The sequence below is a fragment of the Luteimonas sp. A482 genome (assembly GCF_054072655.1).
In genome coordinates, this window is sequence record NZ_JBSVRO010000003.1 from 204,808 (window position 1) to 223,381 (window position 18,574).

Consider the following 18,574-nt stretch of genomic DNA (forward strand, 5'->3'; position numbering starts at 1 on the left):
CTGTCACCACACGTGTCCTCGGACTTGCTGCGCGGCGCGATCAGCTGGTTGCCGCTTGGCCCAGCCAGTCGATCACCCCGTCCGCCGCGACCAGGCCGCTGGCGAAGCTGGCGGTCAGCAGGTAGCCGCCGGTCGGCGCCTCCCAGTCCAGCATCTCGCCGGCGGCGAACACTCCCGGCAGCGCGCGCAGCATCAGCCGTTCGTCCAGGGCTTCCAGGCGCACGCCGCCGGCGCTGCTGATCGCCTCGGCGACCGGGCGCGGGCGCAGCAGGCGCAGCGGCAGGCGCTTGATCGTCGCGGCCAGGCGGCCGGCGTCCTGCATCGCTTCGGGGCCAAGCACCTCGCGCAGCAGCCCGGCCTTGGCGCCATGCAGCGCGGTGCTGCGGCGCAGGTGCTCGGACAGGCTGCGGCCGCCGCGCGGGCGCGCCAGCGCCTGCCGTAGCGCCGGTTCCTCGCGCCCGGGCGCCAGATCCAGGGCGAGATCGGCGTAACCGTCGCGCTCGATCAATGCGCGCAACGTCGCCGAAACGGCATAGATCACGCTGCCTTCGAGCCCTGTCTGGGTCACCACGCACTCGCCCTGCAGCGCATGCGCATGGCCCTGCGCATCGCACCAGTGCACGACCACCGGCTTGAGCGGCGCGCCGGCGTGGCGCTGCGCGAAATGCGCCGACCAGCCGACATCGAACCCGCAGTTGGCCGAACGCAGTGGCGCGACCTCCACGCCGCGCGCCACGAGTGCCGGCACCCAGCCGCCATCGCTGCCCAGCTGCGGCCAGCTGGCACCGCCCAGCGCCAGCACGGTGGCATCTGCGAACACCTGCCGCCCGCCGTCAGGCGTGCCGAAGCGCAGCGCGCCATCCTCGGCCCAGCCAAGCCAGCGGTGGTGCACATGGAACGCCACGCCCTGCTCCCGAAGACGCCGCACCCAGCCGCGCAGCAGCGGCGCGGCCTTGCGGTCGAGGGGAAACACCCGGCCCGAAGTGCCGACATAGGTCTCCACGCCAAGATCCCGCGCCCACTCGCGCAGCGCCTGCGCATCGAAACGCGCCAGCCAGCGCGCGACTTCGGCCTCGCGCTCGCGGTAGCGGCTGGCGAACAGGTCCGGCGGGTCGGAGTGGGTGAGGTTGAGCCCGCCCTTGCCGGCAATCAGGAACTTGCGCCCCACCGAACCCTTGCCCTCGTACAGGTCCACCGCCAGTCCAGCCGCACGCAGGCGCTCGGCGGCGATCAGCCCGGCCGGGCCGCCGCCGACCACCGCGACGCGTCGGGTGTGCAGGCCATGCATGTGCGCATTATCGCCGGCCGACGGCCCCGGCCGGTCCGGGTGAGCGCTAACATGCAGGCGACACCCGGGAGGAGGGAGTACACGATGGGCAAGCAAGGCAGCAACGGCTGGACCCGGCGCGCAGCGCTGCAGTCGATGGCGGCGGCGGGCGCGGCGGCGGCCTGGACGCCACGCGGACTGGCGCAGGACCGCAAGATCGGCGTGGCCCTGGTCGGCCTCGGCCACTACGCCGGACAGCTGCTCGCGCCGGCGCTGCAGCTGACCAGACATTGCCAGCTCACCGGCCTGGTCAGCGGCACCCCGCCCAAGCTCGATGAATGGCAGGGCAAGTACGACATCGCCGACGGCAGCGTCTACTCCTACGAGGATTTCCACCGCATCGCCGACAACCCGGCGGTCGACGTGGTCTACATCGCCACCCCCAACCACGTGCACAAGGACCTGGCCCTGGTCGCGGCCAAGGCAGGCAAGCATGTGTGGTGCGAGAAGCCGATGGCGATGAACGCGGCCGAAGGCGAGGCGATGATCAAGGCCTGCCGCGACAACCGCGTGCAGCTGGCCGTCGGCTATCGCATGCAGCACGAACCCAACACGCGCCGCTTCATGGCGATGGCGAAGGAGCGGCCGTTCGGCAGGATCATCAAGCTGCGCGCCGACGCCGGCTGGTTCGGCTGGCGCGACGGCGCCGACGAGGCCTGGCGCCTCGACCCGGTGCGCGGCGGCGGCGCGATGTACGACATGGGCGTGTACTGCATCAACGCCGCGCGCTACTCCACCGGGATGGAGCCGATCGCGGTCCAGGCCTGGGACGAGACCGCGCGCCGCGAGCTGTTCAAGGGCGTGGACGAGACGATGCGCTTCCGGCTGGAGTTCCCCGAGGACATCGTGGCCGAGTGCGTGACCAGCTTCGGCCACAACCTCAACACCCTGCAGGTCGACTGCGAGCGCGGCTGGTACACCATGACCCCGTTCCAGGGCTACGAAGGCAACGCCGGCCGCGCCAGCGACGGCACCGTGTTCGAGCCGCAGCTGGGCAAGACCCCGCGCATGCAGGCCGAGCAGATGGACCAGGACGCGCTGGCGATCATCGGCGGCACGCAGCCGCGCGCGCCGGGCGAGGAAGGCCTGCGCGACCTGCGCGTGCTGGATGCGGCGTTCGCCTCGGCCAAGGCCGACGGCAAGCGGGTGGAGATCGTGCAGGGCTGAGCGGCGAGGCGCCAATCGGCGGCGCCGCCAGTTGCGGCGTGACCCGGGTGCGCTGCGCTTGCCCCGGGCTACGTGGCCCGGACCAGGCGCCGCGCCGTGCGCGGCGCAACCCCCCAAGTCTGTCATTTCGACCGCAGCAAGTCTGTCATTTCGACCGCAGGGAGAAATCTCAACCCGGTCGCGCGGGCGGCGAGATTTCTCCCTGCGGTCGAAATGACAGCTGATACAACGGGTTGAAAGACGGTTGACGTCGCCCGGGCAAGACCGAAAGCCGCATCTGCGGGCACACGTCGACGATCGCCACCAGCGCGTCAGAACGGCAGCTGCAGCTCCGGATCGACCCGCGCGATCTGCGCGCGGAAGTCGGCCACGATGCGGTCCAGCGCGTCCTGGTCGTCGGCGTCGAAGCGCATCACCAGCACCGGGGTGGTGTTGGAGGCGCGCACCAGGCCCCAGCCGTCGTTCCAGTCCACGCGCAGGCCATCGATGGTGGACAGGCGCGCACCTTCGAACCTGGCCTGCTTCTGGAAGCGCTCGACGAAGCCATGCGGGTTGCCGTCGGCGACCTCGACCTTGATCTCCGGCGTCGATACGCCGCCCGGCAGCGCCTTGAGCGCCGCACTGGGTTCGCCCGGATCCAGCGCCAGGATCTCCAGCAGCCGCGCGGCGGCATAGATGCCGTCGTCGAAGCCGTACCAGCGCTCCTGGAAGAAGAAGTGGCCACTCATCTCGCCGGCCAGCTCGGCCTCGGTCTCGCGCATCTTGGCCTTGATCAGCGAGTGCCCGGTCTTCCACATCAGCGGGCTGCCGCCGTGGCGCAGGATGTGGCCCGGCAGGCGCCCGGTGCACTTGACGTCGTACACGATCACCGCGCCCGGGTTGCGATCGAGCACGTCGGCCGCGAACAGCATCAGCAGGCGGTCGGGATAGATGTTCTCGCCGTCCTTGGTCACCACGCCGAGGCGGTCGCCGTCGCCGTCGAAGGCGATGCCGAGGTCTGCGTCGAAACGCTTGACCGTGTCGATCAGGTCCACGAGGTTGTGTGGATCGCTGGGATCGGGATGGTGGTTGGGGAAGGTGCCGTCGATCTCGCAGAACAGCGGGATGACCTCGGCGCCGATCGCCTCCAGCACGCGCGGGCCGATCTCGCCGGCCGCGCCGTTGCCGGCGTCGACCACGACCTTGATCGGCCGCGCCAGCTGCACGTCGTTGCTGATCCGCTCGACGTAGGCATCGCCGATGTCGCGCTCGCTGGAATCGCCGGGCTCCGGTGCGTCATGCAGGCGGCCATCGGCGATGCGCGCATGCAGGTCGGTGATCGCGTCGCCCGACAGCGTGTGCCCGCCGACCACGATCTTGAAGCCGTTGTAGTCGGGCGGGTTGTGGCTGCCGGTGACCGAGATGCAGCAGCCGGTGCGCAGGTGGAAGGCGCCGAAGTAGATCACCGGGGTCGGCGCCAGGCCGATGTCGATGACGTTGCGCCCGGCCTTGCGCAGGCCGCGGATCAGGCCGGCGACCATGTCGGGTCCGGACAGGCGGCCGTCGCGGCCGACCACCATGTCGTCCAGGCCCTGCTCGTGCATCAGCGAGCCGACCGAATGGCCGATCAGCTCGGCCACGCCGGTATCCAGGGTCTGGCCGACGATGCCGCGGATGTCGTAGGCGCGGAAGATGCTGCGATCGATGTTCACTGGGGCAGGCCTTGGCGAGTCCTTCAGGACGATGGCGGGCACCGTCTCGGCGCCCGGTGAAGCGACATCGCCCGCGGGTGCGGCGATCAGCGTCTCGGCCAGCGTCGGCGTCGGGCCGTCCTCGGGCGCCTGCGCTTCCAGTGCGCGCCGCATCGGCGCGGGCAGGCGCCACAGCAGGTAGGCCAGCAGCAGCAGTCCACCCACGGCCACGAACAGCGGCGTGCCCTCCAGCCCCAACGGCGCGGTGACAGCGGGCGGCAGTGCGGCGGCCACGCGCAGCGAGGTCCCGGTCACCGGCACCGCCATGCGTTCAGCCGCCTCGGCCTGGGCCGCGTCGCCGCGCTCGAGCAGGGTGAACCCGCCCTGGCGCAGGGCGACATAGGTGGCCGGGTCCACGTCCACCGCCTCCAGCCCCAGGGTGGCGCGCGACAGCGGCAGTTGCACGAGCACCACGCCGACAAGCGTGTCGCCGACCCGGGCAGGCGCAGCCACGGCCACGCGCGCGCCTTCGCCGACGCGGATCACCGACACCACCGGCGCGTCCTCGACCAGCGCCGCCTCCAGCACCGACACCGGCCCGAACCCGCCCTCGGGCAGGGCCGCATAGCGTGCGGACAGGTCGGCCGGATGCATCTGCGCCTGCTCCAGGTGCGGCCAGTCCACGGCCAATGCCCGGGCCGCGGCTTCGAGATCGCCCGCCTGCAGTGCAGCCTGCACGTCGGAACGCGCCAGGTGTTCCTCCATGCGCTTGCGTTCGCCGCCCAGGTTGGACGAGGCCACGCTCGCGGCCGTGTCGCGCGCCAGGCTTGCGCTGTTGCGGCGCGACTCCTCCTGCAGCCCGCGCCAGCCGCTCCAGGCCAGCCATACGGCCAGCAGCGCCACGGCCAACGCCAGCCACGGCAGCAACGGCCGTGCCTGCGCGAACACACGTGCCCTGGATGATCCGCTCGTATCGCTCATGTCGTTGTCCCCTGTCCCCTGTCAGCGCACGCCGGTGTGGCCGAAGCCACCCGCGCCGCGCGCACTGTCGCTGAAAGTATCCACGACCTGCAGCTGCGCCCGCACCACCGGCAGGATCACCAGTTGCGCGATGCGGTCGCCCGGTTCGATGGTGAAGGTGTCACGCCCGCGGTTCCACACGCTGATCAGCAGCGGCCCCTGGTAGTCGGCGTCGATCAGGCCGGTGCCGTTGCCGAGCACGATGCCGTGTTTGTGGCCGAGGCCGGAGCGCGGCAGGATCACCGCGCACAGCGACGGATCGCCGATGTGGATCGACAGGCCCGACGGCACCAGTGCGGCATCGCCCGGCGCCAGCGCCAGCGAGGCGTCGAGCGCGGCACGCAGGTCGAGCCCGGCGCTGCCTTCGGTGGCGTGCGACGGCAGCGGCCATTGCCCGCCGAAGCGGGCGTCGAGCAGCTTCACCTGCAGCACGAAACCGGGATTGCCGGTCATGCCGGGAGTCGCTCCGCGATCAGGCGGACCAGCTGCGCGGCGACCTCGGTCTTGGGCGCGGGGCCGAGCCGGCGCTCGCCGCCCTGCCAGTAGACGACCAGCGCGTTGTCGTCGCGCTCGAAGCCGCCTTCGGCCGCGCCGACGAGGTTGGCGGCGATCAGGTCGAGCTTCTTCCTGTCGAGCTTGCCGCGCGCGTAGTGCTCGAGCTCGTGCGTTTCCGCAGCGAAGCCGGCCACCAGCGCAGGCCGCCGCGGATGCGCGGCGACCTCGGCCAGGATGTCGGGCGTGCGCACCAGCTCCAGCACCAGGGTGTCGCTGCCGGCGGTCTTCTTGATCTTGTGTTCGGACACGCTGCGCGGGCTGAAGTCGGCGACGGCGGCCGCACCGATGTAGACGTCGGCCGGCAGCGCGCCCAGCACCGCGGCATGCATCTGCGCGGCCGAGCGCACGTCGATGCGCTGCACGCCCTGGGGCGTGGGCAGGTGCACGGGACCGGCCACCAGCACCACTTCGGCGCCCAGCGCGCGCGCCGCGGCGGCCACGGCGAACCCCATCTTGCCGCTGCTGCGGTTGCCCACGAAGCGCACCGGATCGATGTCTTCAAAGGTCGGCCCGGCGCTCACCAGCACCCGCCTGCCCGACAGTGGCCCGTTCATGCGGCCTCCAGCGCGGCGACGATCGCGGCCGGTTCGCTGAGCCGGCCCGGCCCGGATTCGCCCTCGGCCAGCGGCCCGTCCTCCGGCCCGATCAGCATCGCGCCGCGCTCGCGCAGCAGGGCGATGTTGGCCCGGGTGGCCGGGTGCAGCCACATGCGGTGGTTCATTGCCGGGCACAGCACCAGCGGCGCGGTCGTGGCCAGGCACAGGGTGCTGACCAGGTCGTCGGCGAGCCCATGCGCCAGCTTCGCCAGCGTGTTGGCGGTGGCCGGCGCGACGACGATGCGGTCGGCCCAGCGCGCCAGTTCGATATGGCCCATCGCGGCTTCCGCCGCCGCATCCCACAGGCTGGTGCGCACCGGCCGCCCGCTCAGCGCCTGGAAGGCCTGCGCGCCGACGAAGCGCTGCGCGCTGTCGGTCATCGCCACCTGCACGGTGGCCCCGGCATCGCCGAGCCGGCGCACCAGTTCGGCCGCCTTGTACGCCGCGATGCCGCCGCAGACGCACAGCAGCAGGCGTTGTCCTCGCAGGCCGCGCTGCGCTGCCATCGTCAGGAAAGTCCTACGCCGGATCCGGCCGACAGCTTACCCGATGGCGGGTCGACGCCCGGCTGCGCCGTCGCGGCCGCTGCGCTCCAATCGTGGCCATGCTGGCGGCCGGGCCGATGCGGCGCCCGACGCGATTTCCCCTGTCCCGCCTGGCCCTCGCGCCGGCCGCCAGCGCCCGTTCTCCGAGCATCGATCATGCATATCCGCGACTGGCCCAGCCTCGAACGTCCCCGCGAAAAACTGCTGGCGCGCGGCGCCGGCGTGCTCTCGGACGCCGAGCTGCTGGCGATCTTCCTGGGCTCGGGCCTGCGCGGCCAGGACGCGGTGACCACCGCCCGCCAGTTGCTGGAGCGCCACGGCCCGCTGCGGCGTCTGCTGGAGCTGCCGGCGCCGGAGCTGGCGCGCCTGCCCGGCCTGGGGCCGGCGCGCGCCAGCCAGCTTTCGGCGGCGCTGGAGCTGTGCAACCGCTGGCTCGCCGCCGGACTCGAACGCGGCGAGGCGCTCACCGACCCGGCCTCGGCCGGCCGCTACTTCGCCCAGCGCCTGCGCGGCCAGGCGATCGAGGTCTTCGCCGTGCTGTTCCTGGACACGCGCCACCGCGCGCTGGGGTTCGAGGAACTGTTCCGCGGCACCATCGACGGCGCCGAGGTGCATCCGCGCGAGGTGGTGCGGCGCGCGCTGGCGCACAACGCCGCCGCGGTGATCGTCGGCCACAACCACCCCAGCGGCAATCCAGAACCCAGCGCCGCCGACCGCGCGGTGACCGCCCAGCTCAAGCAGTCGCTGGCGCTGGTGGACGTGCGCCTGCTGGATCACTTCGTGATCGGCGACGGCGCGCCGGTGTCGCTGGCCGCGCGCGGCTGGGTGTGAGGCCGGGGCGGGAGGTACGCTCGCGTACAATACCCGGCTGTCGAACCCTGACGCCGACCCCGTGAAATCCAAGCTCCGCGGCCTGATCGAACAGGCCATCGCCGACCTGCGCGACGCAGGTGCCCTGCCGGCCGACCTTGCCGTGCCCGACTTCGTCGTCGAGCGGCCGAAGGATCGTGCGCACGGCGATTTCTCGACCAACGCCGCGATGCTGCTGGCCCGACCGGCGAAATCCAACCCGCGCGCGCTGGCACAACAGCTGGTGGACGTGCTGCCGCAGGGTGGCGACATCGCCGCGGTGGAGATCGCCGGGCCGGGCTTCCTCAACTTCCGCGTCTCGGCCGAAGCCTGGCGCCAGCAGTTGGCCGACGTGCACGCGCAGGGCGCCAACTACGGGCGCAACGCCAGCGGTGCCGGACGCACCGCTGGCGTGGAATACGTCTCGGCCAATCCCACCGGCCCGCTGCACGTCGGCCATGGCCGCGCCGGGGTGATCGGCGACTGCATCGCGCGCGTGCTCGACGCCAACGGCTGGAACGTGCGCCGCGAGTTCTACTACAACGACGCCGGCGTGCAGATCAACAACCTGGCGCTGTCCACGCAGGCGCGCGCAAAGGGCCTCAAGCCCGGCGACGACGCCTGGCCGCCCGACGCGTACAACGGCGACTACATCGGCGACGTCGCGAGCGCCTACCTGCGCGGCGACAGCATCGAGATCGAGGGCCATCTGGTCACCGGCAAGGACGATGCCGACGACCTCGACGCGATCCGCACATTCGCCGTGGCCTGGCTGCGCCGCGAACAGAACGCCGACCTGGCCGCCTTCGGCGTGTCGTTCGACGTCTACTTCCTCGAGTCCTCGCTGTACACCGGCGGCAAGGTGGAAGAGACCGTGCGCGCGCTGACAGCCAACGGCCACACCTACGAAGAGGGCGGCGCGCTGTGGCTGAAGACCACGGACTTCGGTGACGACAAGGACCGCGTGATGCGCAAGTCCGACGGCACCTACACCTACTTCGTGCCGGACGTGGCCTATCACCTGTCCAAGTGGCAGCGCGGCTACGAGCGCGCGATCACCGAGCTGGGCGCCGACCACCACGGCTCGCTGGCGCGGGTGAAGGCCGGCCTGCAGGCGCTGGACAAGGGCATCCCGCAGGGCTATCCGGAATACGTGCTGCACCAGATGGTCACGGTGATGCGCGGCGGCGAGGAAGTGAAGCTGTCCAAGCGCGCCGGCAGCTACCTGACCCTGCGCGACCTGATCGACGAAGTCGGCATGGGCGCGGTGCGCTGGTTCCTGGTCGCGCGCCGGCCCGATTCGCAGTTGGTGTTCGACATCGACCTGGCGCGCAGCCAGTCGCTCGACAACCCGGTCTACTACGTGCAGCTTTCGCATGCGCGCATCTGCGGACTGCTGCGGCAGGTGGACGAGCGCGGCCTGGCCTTCGACCTCGGCAACGGCCTGGCGCAGCCGCTGGACCTGGGCGACGGCCCGCTTCGCGACCTGCTGATCGACCTCTCGCGCTGGCCGGAGATCGTGACCGCGGCCGGCGAGCAGCTTGAACCGCACCTGATCGCGGCCTACCTGCTCGAACTGGCGCAGGGGTTCCAGACGTATTACAACGACCATCAGTTCCTGGTCGACGATGCCAGCGTGCGCGACGCGCGCCTGGCGCTGGCGCTGGCGGTGCGGCAGGTGCTGGCCAACGGCATGCAGTTGCTGGGCGTCAACGCGCCCGAACGGATGTGAGGCAGTAGCACGATGGCGGCAAGACGCGGCAAATCGCAGGCAAGGCGCAACGACGGCAACGGGCTGCCGGGCTGGGCGTGGATGATCCTCGGCATCGTGATCGCGCTGGTCGCGGTGCTGGTGGTGCCGCGCTACCTCAAGTCCGACGGCAACGACGGCTTCTTTCGCCCGCAGCCCAACACGGCCGCGCAGCCGCCGGTCCGTGCGACCGACGATGACGAGGTGCCGGACCAGGCGCCGACGCCAGGGCGTCGTCCAGCCGCAGCGGCGACCCCGGCGCCCGAAGTCCCCGAATACGATTTCTACACCGTCCTGCCCGAGCAGGAAGTGGCGTTGACCGACGCCGAGCTGGCCGCCAGCGCACGCGAGGAAGCCGAGCGCCAGCGCCGCACCCTGGCCGCGCAACGCCAGCGCGAGCAGCAGGTGGCCGCGGCCGAACAGGCCACCACCCCGCCCGCGACGCCGCCGGCAGTTGCGGCCGCCGCGACCCCCGCGACGGCGGCTGCGACCCCATCCGACGGCGCCCGCTACATCCTCCAGGCCGGTTCGTTCAGTGCGTCGGACGATGCCGAAACGCTCAAGGCGCGCATCGCCCTGCTGGGCCTGAGCGCGCGGGTCGAATCGGGCACCGCCAACGGCAAGACCGTCTACCGCGTGCGAATGGGCCCCTACGGCACCGCCACCGCGCTGGCCGAGGCCAAGCAGAAACTGGGCAACGGCGGCCTGCCGGCGCTCGCGATCAAGGCGAACTGAGCGGCCCGTCGCAGGCCGGTCGCAGGCCTCGCGATGGCGCGGCCCGACACTGGCGGTGTTCGAGGAGACACCGCCATGGCGATCGAAGCCGCACTGATCAAACCCGTCGTCGACGCCCTGCTGGCGCTGTTCCGGGAAAGCAACGACCTGCAGCTCAAGCGCAGCGCCGACCGCGCGCTGCGCGAGGCGATCCGCGAGTTGCTGCAGGCCAATCCCGACGAAAACCGAGCGCAGGCGCGGATCGCGATCGCCAAGGCCGCGGGCATCCTGTCCGAGGACGTGGTGCTGGCCGAGGGCATGCTGGAAAAGCACCGCGCGACCAAGGCCAGGACCCGCGGCAAGTCGGCGACCGGGCGCAAGCGCGCGGCGGGCGCGGGACAGGACGAGGCGGGCGCGGGGAAGGCCGTGAAGGCGGCGCCGAAGCCTTCGGGCGGGAGCGGAGCGTCGTGACTGCCGTGGCTCCGTTCGCCCCCACCCCAACCCTCCCCCGCACGCGGGGGAGGGAGTCCATGCGTCCAGGGAAACCCCAAAGCGCCACGACCTGCAGGCTACTGCTCCCTCCCCCGCGTGCGGGGGAGGGTTGGGGTGGGGGCCCGTCCCCGGCATAGAATCCCCCCATGCCCAGGACCATCCTCATCACCGGCGCCACCGCCGGCTTCGGCGCCGCCGCGGTGCGGCGCTTCCTCGACGACGGCTGGCGCGTGGTCGCCACCGGGCGGCGCGCCGAGCGCCTGCAGGCGCTGGTGGACGCGCACGGCAGCGAGCGCCTGCACGTGGCCGCCTTCGACATCCGCGACCCCGTCGCGATGGACGCCGCGCTTGATGCGCTGCCTGCGGATTTCCGTGGCATCGACGTGCTGGTCAACAACGCAGGGCTGGCGCTCGGCACGGCGCCGGCGCAGCACGCCGACCTCGCGCAGTGGCGGCAGATGATCGACACCAACATCACCGCCCTGGTCACGCTTACCCACCGCCTGCTGCCGGCGCTGATCGAGCGTCGCGGCGCGATCATCAACATCAGTTCGATCGCCGGCAGCTATCCCTATCCCGGCGGCAACGCCTACGGCGGCACCAAGGCCTTCGTCACCCAGTTCTCGCTCGGCCTGCGCGCCGACCTGCACGGCACCGGCGTGCGCGTGACCTCGATCGAGCCGGGCATGGCCGAAACCGAGTTCACCCTGGTGCGCACCGGCGGTGACCAGGGCGCGTCAGACCGGCTCTACTCCGGCGCCCAGCCGATGACGGCCGAGGACATCGCCGACCAGATCCACTACGTCGCCACCCTGCCGCCGCACCTCAACATCAACCGGCTGGAGATCATGCCGGTGACGCAGTCGTTCGCCGGGTTCCAGGTGCATCGCGCCGGCTGATCACGGCGCCGGCACCCAGGCGAAGCCGTGGTCGCGACGTTCGATCCGGCCCACGCCCGGGAACGGGAAGTGCGGCGAGGACACCGGCAGCGCTTCGTCAGCGGCGCGCGCCAGCAGCGCCTCGCGGCTGTCCTCGGCAAGCGGTGCGTCGCCGTCGAACTGGATCGTCCAGCGCGGTCGCTGCACCGAGATCACGTGGTGGTGGGCGCTGTCGCCGATGTACAGCAGGCGCGCATCGCCCTCGCCGATCAGATAGGCGCTGTGCCCGGGCGTGTGCCCGTCCACCGGCACCGCGCTCACGCCCGGCACCACGTCCTGCACGCCGGGGGCGAAGGCCTGCACCTGCGGGGCGATCGCCTGCGCCAGCGCCGCCTGGCCCTCGTCTGCGCGCAGCGCGGCCCATTCGGGCTCCGACAGCCGGACGGTCGCATTGGGGAAGGCGGGCTGGCCGTCGCCATCGACCAGGCCACCGACATGATCCTGGTGCGCATGGCTGATGAACACATCGGTGACCTGCGCCGGCTCGAAGCCCGCTGCGCGCAGCGACGGCAGCAACCGCCCGCCGTCGGCCCACTCGGCGGCGCCGACGCCGGTGTCGAACAGGACCACCCGCTCGCCCGCCTCCACCAGCAATCCCTGGATCGCCAGGCGGAGCGGGTCGGTGGACTCGCCGGCAGCCGCCAGCAGCGCGTCGACCTCGGCCTTGGGCTCGCCCATGGCGACGATCGAACCGTCATTGGGCAGGGTGATGTCGCCGTCGCGCAGCACGGCTGCCTGCAGCGCGCCGATGGTGAACCGATGCACGTCGGGCGAAGGCACAGGCGCGGCATCCGTAACAGGCGGGTCGGCCTGTGCGCCGGTCTGCGGCGACGGCTGCGTGCAGGCCGCGCACGCGATCAAGATGGCGCCGGCGAGCGCCAGCAGGCTGCGTGGTGATGTCGTTCGGCTTGCCATTCCAATCCCCGGTTGCGTCCCTGTCGAGCGGCGAGGATAGCAAGCCTTGGACCTGCACCACGCCGCATGCGATAGCGGACCACGCGGCACATGCATCCCGTAGTTCCCGCACGTCGAGCACGCATCCACACACGCCGAGCGGGAGCATGGCGCTCGCGTCGCGCGATCCACGTGGCAGCCCTCGGCGATGGCGACGCGGCGTGTCGCGTCGCGTCGCCGCAACGACGCTCACTCCAGCGGCGAAGCGTCCAGATAGGTGTAGCCGGTGAGTCCGGCCTCCAGCGCCTCGTTGAGGCGTGCGGCTTCACCCTTGCCCAGGTCGACCGCGCCCACCCGCGCGCGGTAGATCCGGCGCAGGTCGTCGAGCTTGTAGCCGACGTAGTCGAGCATCACGTCGGTGGTGTCGCCGCGGCGCTGCTGGGTGATGGCATAGCCGTCGCCGGACAGCCTGACCTCGACCGCATCGGTGTCGCCGAACAGGTTGTGGATGTCGCCGAGGATCTCCTGGTAGGCACCGATCAGGAAGAACGCCAGCCGGTAGCTTTCGCCCGGCACCAGCGGGTGCAGCGGCAGCGAGCTGTCCAGGCCCTCGTTCTCGACGTAGATGTCGATCTTGCCGTCCGAGTCGCAGGTCATGTCGGCGATCATGCCGCGCCGCTCGGGCATCTCGTCGAGGCGCTCGATCGGCATGATCGGGAACACCTGGTCGATCGCCCACACGTCGGGCATGGATTCGAACACGCTGAAGTTGACGAAGTACTTGTCGACCAGGCGCTCGGCCAGCTCGTCGAGCACGACCCGATGGTTCTTCTCGTCGTAGCTCAGGCGCGCGCGTACGCCGTGGGCGATGGCGTAGAACAGGTCGTCGATGCGCGCGCGGTGCACCAGGTCGACCTGGCCCAGCGCATAGGCGGCCAGTCCCTCGGCGTGGAAATGCTGCGCCTCGTGGAACAGCTCCACCGGTGGACGTTCGTCGAGTTCGGCGTGGATCACGCGCAGGTGGCGGATCACGCCTGGCTCGTCGTCGTGTACGTCGGGCACGCGGCCTTCGGGCGCCTGCTCCACCTCGACCACGTTGGCCACCAGCATGGCGTGGTGGGCGGTCATGGCGCGGCCGCATTCGGTGACGATGCGCGGCTGCGCCAGGCCGTGTTCCTCGCAGGCCGCGGCCAGCGGCTGCACGATGTTGCCGGCGTAGGTGTCCAGGCCGTAGTTGATCGAGCAGAAGCTGCGCGAGCGCGTCCCCTCGTAGTCCACGCCCAGGCCGCCGCCGACGTCGACATGGCTGATCTTCGCGCCCAGCTTCGACAGCTCGACGAAGTAGCGCGTGGCCTCGCGCATGCCGTTGGCGATGTCGCGCACGTTGGAGATCTGCGAGCCCATGTGGAAGTGCAGCAGGCCCAGCCAGTCGCTCTTGCCGGCATCGCGCAGCGCCTTCCACAGGTCCAGCACCTGGCGCGGCGAAAGACCGAACTTGGCCTTGTCGCCGCCGCTGTTCTGCCACTTGCCGGCACCCAGCGAGGCCAGGCGCATGCGCACGCCAATGCCGGGCTCGACCCCGAGCGCCTGCGCCTCCTCCATGATCAGGCGCAGCTCCGACGGCTTTTCCACCACGATGAAGGTGTCCAGGCCGAGCTTGCGCCCGATCAGCGCCAGGCGGATGTACTCGCGGTCCTTGTAGCCGTTGCACACGATCAGTCCGCCCGGACGCGAGAGCGCCAGCACCGCCATCAGCTCGGGCTTGCTGCCCGCCTCCAGGCCGAAGCCCTCGCCGTGGTGCGAGGCGAGCGTGCCGGCGACCGCAGCGTGCTGGTTGACCTTGATCGGATAGACCGCGGTGTAGCCGCCGCTGTAGCCGTTGGCGGCCTGCGCCTGCTCGAACGCGGCCTGCAGCTTGCGCAGGCGGTCGCCGAGGATGTCGGGGAAGCGCACCAGCAGCGGCAGCTTGGCGCCGCGCTCCATGGCCTTGTCGACGATCTCCGGCAGCGGGACGGCGATGCCCGCCTCGCCCAGCGGGCGCACCAGGACGCGGCCGGCTGCGTCGACATCGACATAGCCTTCGGACCAGTGCGGGATCGAGTAGGTCTTGCGCGCGTGCTCGGGCGACCAGGCGGTCATCGCAGGCATCCGTGGATCAGGCCGGACATTCTAGGCCCTGCGGCGCCGCGGCCGTGCCAGGGCCAATTCCCGGGCGAAAAACCGCGCGCGCACGCATGGGCGCCGGAACTCGCCAGGGAGACGTGCCGGTTTCGCACTGTCGCGGGGCCGTCGTCAACGGTCCGCTACAATGCGCGCCCGCCGCGGCGCGCCAATGTCGCGCCCGGCTCGTTGCCGACTCCACCCGCACCACAGGACGCGCCCCATGACCGCCAGCAGCTGGCTGCACGAACAGTTCGAGCCGACCGGCTCGTCGATCGGTTTCCGCATCACGCGCAAGCTCGACGAGGTGCAGTCACCGTTCCAGAAGATCGAGATTTTCGAATCGACCGACTGGGGCAACGTCATGCTGATCGACGGCGCGATGATGGTCACCACGCGCGACAACTTCCTCTACCACGAAATGATGTCGCACCCGGCGCTGTTCACGCACCCGGATCCGAAGCATGTCGTGATCATCGGCGGCGGCGACTGCGGCACCCTGCGCGAGGTGCTGCGGCATCCGGGCGTGGCGAAGGCGGTGCAGTGCGACATCGACGAGCAGGTCACGCGCATGGCGGAGAAGTATTTCCCCGAACTTTGCGAATCCAATGACGACTCGCGCGCCGAGGTGTTGTTCGACGACGGCATCGCGTACATGCAGAACGCCGCGCCCGCCAGCCTGGACGTGGTGATCGTGGACTCCACCGATCCGGTCGGCCCGGCCGAAGGCCTGTTCAACCGAGCCTTCTACGAAAGCTGCTTTCGCGCGCTCAGGGACGACGGCATCCTGGTGCAGCAGTCCGAATCGCCGCTGGTGCTGCTGGACCTGATCCGCGAGATGCGCACGGAAATGGGCAAGGCCGGCTTCGCCACGTTCCAGACCCTGCCCTTCCCCCAGCCCTGCTATCCCTCGGGCTGGTGGAGCTGCACGCTGGCGCGCAAGGGCCAGGGCTTCGACTTCCGCGAGGCCGATGCGCGCGCCAAGACGTTCGCCACGAAGTACTACAGCGCCGACATCCACAAGGGCGCGCAGGTGTTGCCGCCGTTCGTGGCCGAGGCGCTGGGCGAAGCGCAGGGTTGAAGAAACCGCGCGGCGCGATCCGGGGCCGGCAGCGCCGTTCCCGGATCACGCACGCTGCCGGCAAGCACTCAGCCGGCAAGGATCTTGGCCTTCTCGGCCGCGAATTCCTCCTCGCTCAGCAGGCCGCCCTTCTGCAAATCGCCCAGCTTCTGCAGCAGGGCGATCTTGTCCTCGGTCATGCCCGCCGGCGCTGCAGCGGCGGCCGGCGCGGCCGGTGCTTTCGCCGAGGGTGCGTTGCCACCCCTGCCCATCACCGCCTTGGCTGTCCCGGTGATGACCGCAGTGCGCGCGGCCGTCCCAAGCAGGCTCCTGGTTCTCCTCATTGCCGTTCTCCGTCATGTCCCCGCGGCAGGGCGCGGTCCCATGCCGTCCACAGCCGGGCGGCCGATCCACTCTACGCCCGGGTCCGGGCGCGGACGGTAAGGAGGCGTGAAATCCGACCGGCGGCCGCATCGGGGCCGCCGCTTGCGCTAGAGCGCGTCGCCGTCCAGTTCGCCGGTACGGATCCGCACTGCGCGGCCGAGGTCGTAGACGAACACCTTGCCGTCGCCGATCTTGCCGGTGCCGGCGGCCTTGACGATGGCTTCGGTGACCGGCTCGACCTGGTCGTCGGTGACCGCGATCTCGAGCTTGACCTTGGGCAGGAAGTCGACCACGTACTCGGCGCCCCGGTAGAGCTCGGTGTGGCCCTTCTGGCGACCGAAGCCCTTGACCTCGGTGACGGTGATGCCGGCCACGCCGACCTCGGCCAGCGCCTCGCGCACGTCGTCGAGTTTGAACGGCTTGATGATCGCCATCACCATCTTCATCTGCGGGCTCCACGGATCCGGTTGGTCGCCACGGCAGTCGCGGCGCGGCGTTAGCATACCCTCGCCGGCGGTCGGAGTTTTCCTACAGCCGGCCGCGCCAGCTACCGACTGCATCCTCACGCGGCGCGGACGAAGCTGGACGCATCCACGCACCGGAGCAGCGGCATGATCGACCTCAACCACATCGACGACCTCGCCCGCCGCCTCAGCGGCCTGGTCCCGCCGGGACTGCGCGAGAGTCGCGAGGAGCTGCAGGAGAACTTCAAGGCGGTGCTGCAGTCGGGCCTGTCCAAGCTCGACCTGGTCACCCGCGAGGAGTTCGAGGTGCAGCGCGCGGTGCTGCTGCGCACCCGCGAGAAGCTGGAGCAGCTGCAAGCGGTCGTGGCGGACCTCGAAACGCGCCAGGCCGGGTCCGGCCCGGCTCCCCGCACGCCGGCCCACTAAGCCCGCCGCCGTGGGGCTTGCGCTCGTGCATGGACGCGCGCGTGCCGGCGTGCGCGCGCCCCCGGTCCAGATCGAGGTCCACCTCGGCGGCGGACTGCCGTCGATGTCGATCGTCGGGCTGCCGGAGGCGGCGGTGCGCGAGGCCAAGGACCGCGTGCGTGCGGCGATCCAGTGCGCCCAGTTCGAATTCCCGGCGCGCCGCATCACCGTCAACCTGGCCCCGGCCGACCTGCCCAAGTGCGGCGGCCGCTTCGACCTGCCGATCGCGCTGGGGATCCTCGCCGCCAGCGGCCAGATCCCGCGCGAGCCGCTGGCCGCCTATGAATTCATCGGCGAGCTGGGCCTGACCGGCGAGCTGCGCCCGGTCGACGGCATCCTGCCTGCGGCGCTGGCGGTGGCGCAGGCGGGACGGCGCCTGGTGGTGCCGGAAGCCAATGGTCCCGAGGCAGCGCTGGCCGCAGGACGCGTGGCAGTGACCGCCCGCACGCTGCTCGAGGTCTGCGCGCTGCTTGGCGGCAGCAAGATCCTGCCCGATGCCGTCGCGCCCCAGCAGCGCGCGCCGGAGCGGCCCGACATGCGCGACGTGCGCGGCCAGTCCCAGGCCCGTCGCGCGCTGGAGATTGCCGCCGCCGGCGGCCACCACCTGCTGCTGGTCGGTCCGCCGGGCTGCGGCAAGACCCTGCTGGCCTCGCGCCTGCCCGGGCTGTTGCCCGAGGCCAGCGAGGCGGAGGCACTGGAGACCGCGGCCATCGCCTCGGTCAGCGGCCGCGGGCTGGACCCGGCCTGCTGGCGCATCCGCCCGTTCCGCGCCCCGCACCACACCGCCAGCGCGGTCGCCCTGGTTGGCGGCGGCGGCGAGCCACGGCCCGGCGAGATCTCGCTGGCCCACAACGGCGTGCTGTTCCTGGATGAACTGCCCGAGTGGCAGCGACATGCGCTGGAAGTGCTGCGCGAACCGCTGGAGTCGGGCGTGGTGACGATCTCGCGCGCGGCGCGGCAGAGCGAGTTTCCCGCGCGCTTCCAGCTGGTGGCGGCGATGAACCCCTGCCCCTGCGGCTGGGCCGGCGACGGCTCCGGCCGCTGCCGCTGCTCGGGCGAGGCGATCGCGCGCTACCGCGGCCGCATTTCGGGGCCGCTGCTGGATCGCATCGACCTGCACGTCGATGTCCCGCGGCTGCCGCCGGCCGAACTCCGGCCCGATGCGCCGCAGGGCGAGTGCAGCGCCACGATCCGCGAACGCGTTGAAGCCGCACGGGCCATCCAGCAGCAGCGCGCCGGCTGCGTCAACGCGCAGCTGTCGCAGGCCGGCACCATGGCCTGGTGCCGGCTGCAGGCACATGACCAGGCGCTGCTCGAGCGCGCGATCGAAGCGCTGCACCTGTCGGCACGCTCGATGCACCGGATCCTGCGCGTGGCCCGCACCATCGCCGACCTGGCCGGCAGCCCCGCCATCGCCAGCTCGCATCTCACCGAGGCCCTGGGCTACCGCCCCGCCGATCGCGGCGCGGCGCGGCAGGCGGCCTGAGCGGGCAGGACGACCGGCGGGCGCAACCACCGCCGCCC

The 18,574-nt window shown here is 71.3% G+C and carries 16 protein-coding genes and 1 pseudogene; 9 read left to right on the plus strand and 8 right to left on the minus strand.

The window, feature by feature from the left end:
- Positions 1–40: 40 nt before the first annotated feature.
- Positions 41–1,288, minus strand: coding sequence for a TIGR03862 family flavoprotein (locus ACW5DW_RS11675; protein WP_457019053.1), 1,248 nt, complete (start codon positions 1,286–1,288; stop codon positions 41–43).
- A gap of 84 nt (positions 1,289–1,372) precedes the next feature.
- On the opposite strand from ACW5DW_RS11675, the gene ACW5DW_RS11680 reads away from it, so the two are divergent.
- Positions 1,373–2,494 carry a Gfo/Idh/MocA family protein gene (locus ACW5DW_RS11680; RefSeq protein ID WP_457019054.1) on the plus strand — a complete coding sequence of 374 codons (1,122 nt, stop codon included), beginning with the start codon at positions 1,373–1,375 and terminating at the stop codon, positions 2,492–2,494.
- A 311-nt stretch (positions 2,495–2,805) separates the two neighbouring features.
- On the opposite strand, the gene ACW5DW_RS11685 is transcribed toward ACW5DW_RS11680, so the two are convergent.
- From ACW5DW_RS11685 to coaBC, 3 genes and pseudogenes are all read right to left on the minus strand, one after another.
- Positions 2,806–5,145, minus strand: coding sequence for a phosphomannomutase/phosphoglucomutase (locus ACW5DW_RS11685; protein WP_457019056.1), 2,340 nt, complete (start codon positions 5,143–5,145; stop codon positions 2,806–2,808).
- 21 nt (positions 5,146–5,166) lie between these two features.
- Positions 5,167–5,637: a dUTP diphosphatase gene (gene dut / locus ACW5DW_RS11690; protein ID WP_457019058.1), complete on the minus strand. Its 471-nt coding sequence runs from the start codon at positions 5,635–5,637 to the stop codon at positions 5,167–5,169.
- Positions 5,634–6,841, minus strand: a pseudogene (coaBC, locus tag ACW5DW_RS11695) (bifunctional phosphopantothenoylcysteine decarboxylase/phosphopantothenate--cysteine ligase CoaBC). Before coaBC ends, dut begins: the two are co-directional and overlap by 4 nt.
- A gap of 195 nt (positions 6,842–7,036) precedes the next feature.
- Here coaBC and radC point away from each other — a divergent pair.
- The 5 genes from radC to ACW5DW_RS11720 all read left to right on the plus strand — a co-directional run bounded on the left by radC (position 7,037) and on the right by ACW5DW_RS11720 (position 11,584).
- Positions 7,037–7,711, plus strand: a complete 675-nt coding sequence (gene radC, locus ACW5DW_RS11700) for a RadC family protein (RefSeq protein ID WP_457019060.1) — start codon at positions 7,037–7,039, stop codon at positions 7,709–7,711.
- A gap of 61 nt (positions 7,712–7,772) precedes the next feature.
- Complete coding sequence (gene argS, locus ACW5DW_RS11705; protein WP_457019062.1) at positions 7,773–9,461, plus strand: arginine--tRNA ligase; 1,689 nt, start codon at positions 7,773–7,775, stop codon at positions 9,459–9,461.
- Between the two features lie 12 nt (positions 9,462–9,473).
- The gene (locus ACW5DW_RS11710; protein ID WP_457019064.1) at positions 9,474–10,214 is read left to right on the plus strand and encodes an SPOR domain-containing protein; all 741 of its coding nucleotides are present in this window, start codon (positions 9,474–9,476) and stop codon (positions 10,212–10,214) included.
- Between the two features lie 33 nt (positions 10,215–10,247).
- A complete protein-coding gene (locus ACW5DW_RS11715; RefSeq protein WP_457019066.1) occupies positions 10,248–10,664 on the plus strand; it encodes a hypothetical protein in 417 nt (138 codons plus the stop codon).
- 167 nt (positions 10,665–10,831) lie between these two features.
- Positions 10,832–11,584, plus strand: coding sequence for an SDR family NAD(P)-dependent oxidoreductase (locus ACW5DW_RS11720; protein WP_457019068.1), 753 nt, complete (start codon positions 10,832–10,834; stop codon positions 11,582–11,584).
- Here the strand turns inward: ACW5DW_RS11720 and ACW5DW_RS11725 are convergent, their stop codons facing one another.
- On the minus strand, positions 11,585–12,538 hold the full coding sequence (locus tag ACW5DW_RS11725; protein ID WP_457019069.1) for an MBL fold metallo-hydrolase: 954 nt from the start codon (positions 12,536–12,538) through the stop codon (positions 11,585–11,587).
- 228 nt (positions 12,539–12,766) lie between these two features.
- The gene (gene speA, locus ACW5DW_RS11730) at positions 12,767–14,656 is read right to left on the minus strand and encodes an arginine decarboxylase (protein WP_457019263.1); all 1,890 of its coding nucleotides are present in this window, start codon (positions 14,654–14,656) and stop codon (positions 12,767–12,769) included.
- Between the two features lie 244 nt (positions 14,657–14,900).
- Between speA and speE the strand changes: the two genes are divergently transcribed.
- Positions 14,901–15,758 (plus strand): polyamine aminopropyltransferase, encoded by an 858-nt coding sequence (gene speE / locus ACW5DW_RS11735; RefSeq protein ID WP_457019070.1) that lies wholly within the window; start codon positions 14,901–14,903, stop codon positions 15,756–15,758.
- A gap of 68 nt (positions 15,759–15,826) precedes the next feature.
- Here speE and ACW5DW_RS11740 read toward each other — a convergent pair whose 3' ends face one another.
- Both ACW5DW_RS11740 and ACW5DW_RS11745 read right to left on the minus strand, forming a co-directional pair.
- Positions 15,827–16,081, minus strand: coding sequence for an SHOCT domain-containing protein (locus ACW5DW_RS11740; RefSeq protein WP_457019071.1), 255 nt, complete (start codon positions 16,079–16,081; stop codon positions 15,827–15,829).
- 147 nt (positions 16,082–16,228) lie between these two features.
- Complete coding sequence (locus tag ACW5DW_RS11745) at positions 16,229–16,567, minus strand: P-II family nitrogen regulator (RefSeq protein ID WP_457019073.1); 339 nt, start codon at positions 16,565–16,567, stop codon at positions 16,229–16,231.
- A gap of 165 nt (positions 16,568–16,732) precedes the next feature.
- Between ACW5DW_RS11745 and ubiK the strand changes: the two genes are divergently transcribed.
- Positions 16,733–17,011 (plus strand): ubiquinone biosynthesis accessory factor UbiK, encoded by a 279-nt coding sequence (ubiK, locus tag ACW5DW_RS11750; protein WP_457019075.1) that lies wholly within the window; start codon positions 16,733–16,735, stop codon positions 17,009–17,011.
- A 10-nt stretch (positions 17,012–17,021) separates the two neighbouring features.
- Positions 17,022–18,536, plus strand: a complete 1,515-nt coding sequence (locus tag ACW5DW_RS11755) for a YifB family Mg chelatase-like AAA ATPase (RefSeq protein WP_457019076.1) — start codon at positions 17,022–17,024, stop codon at positions 18,534–18,536.
- Positions 18,537–18,574: the final 38 nt, after the last annotated feature.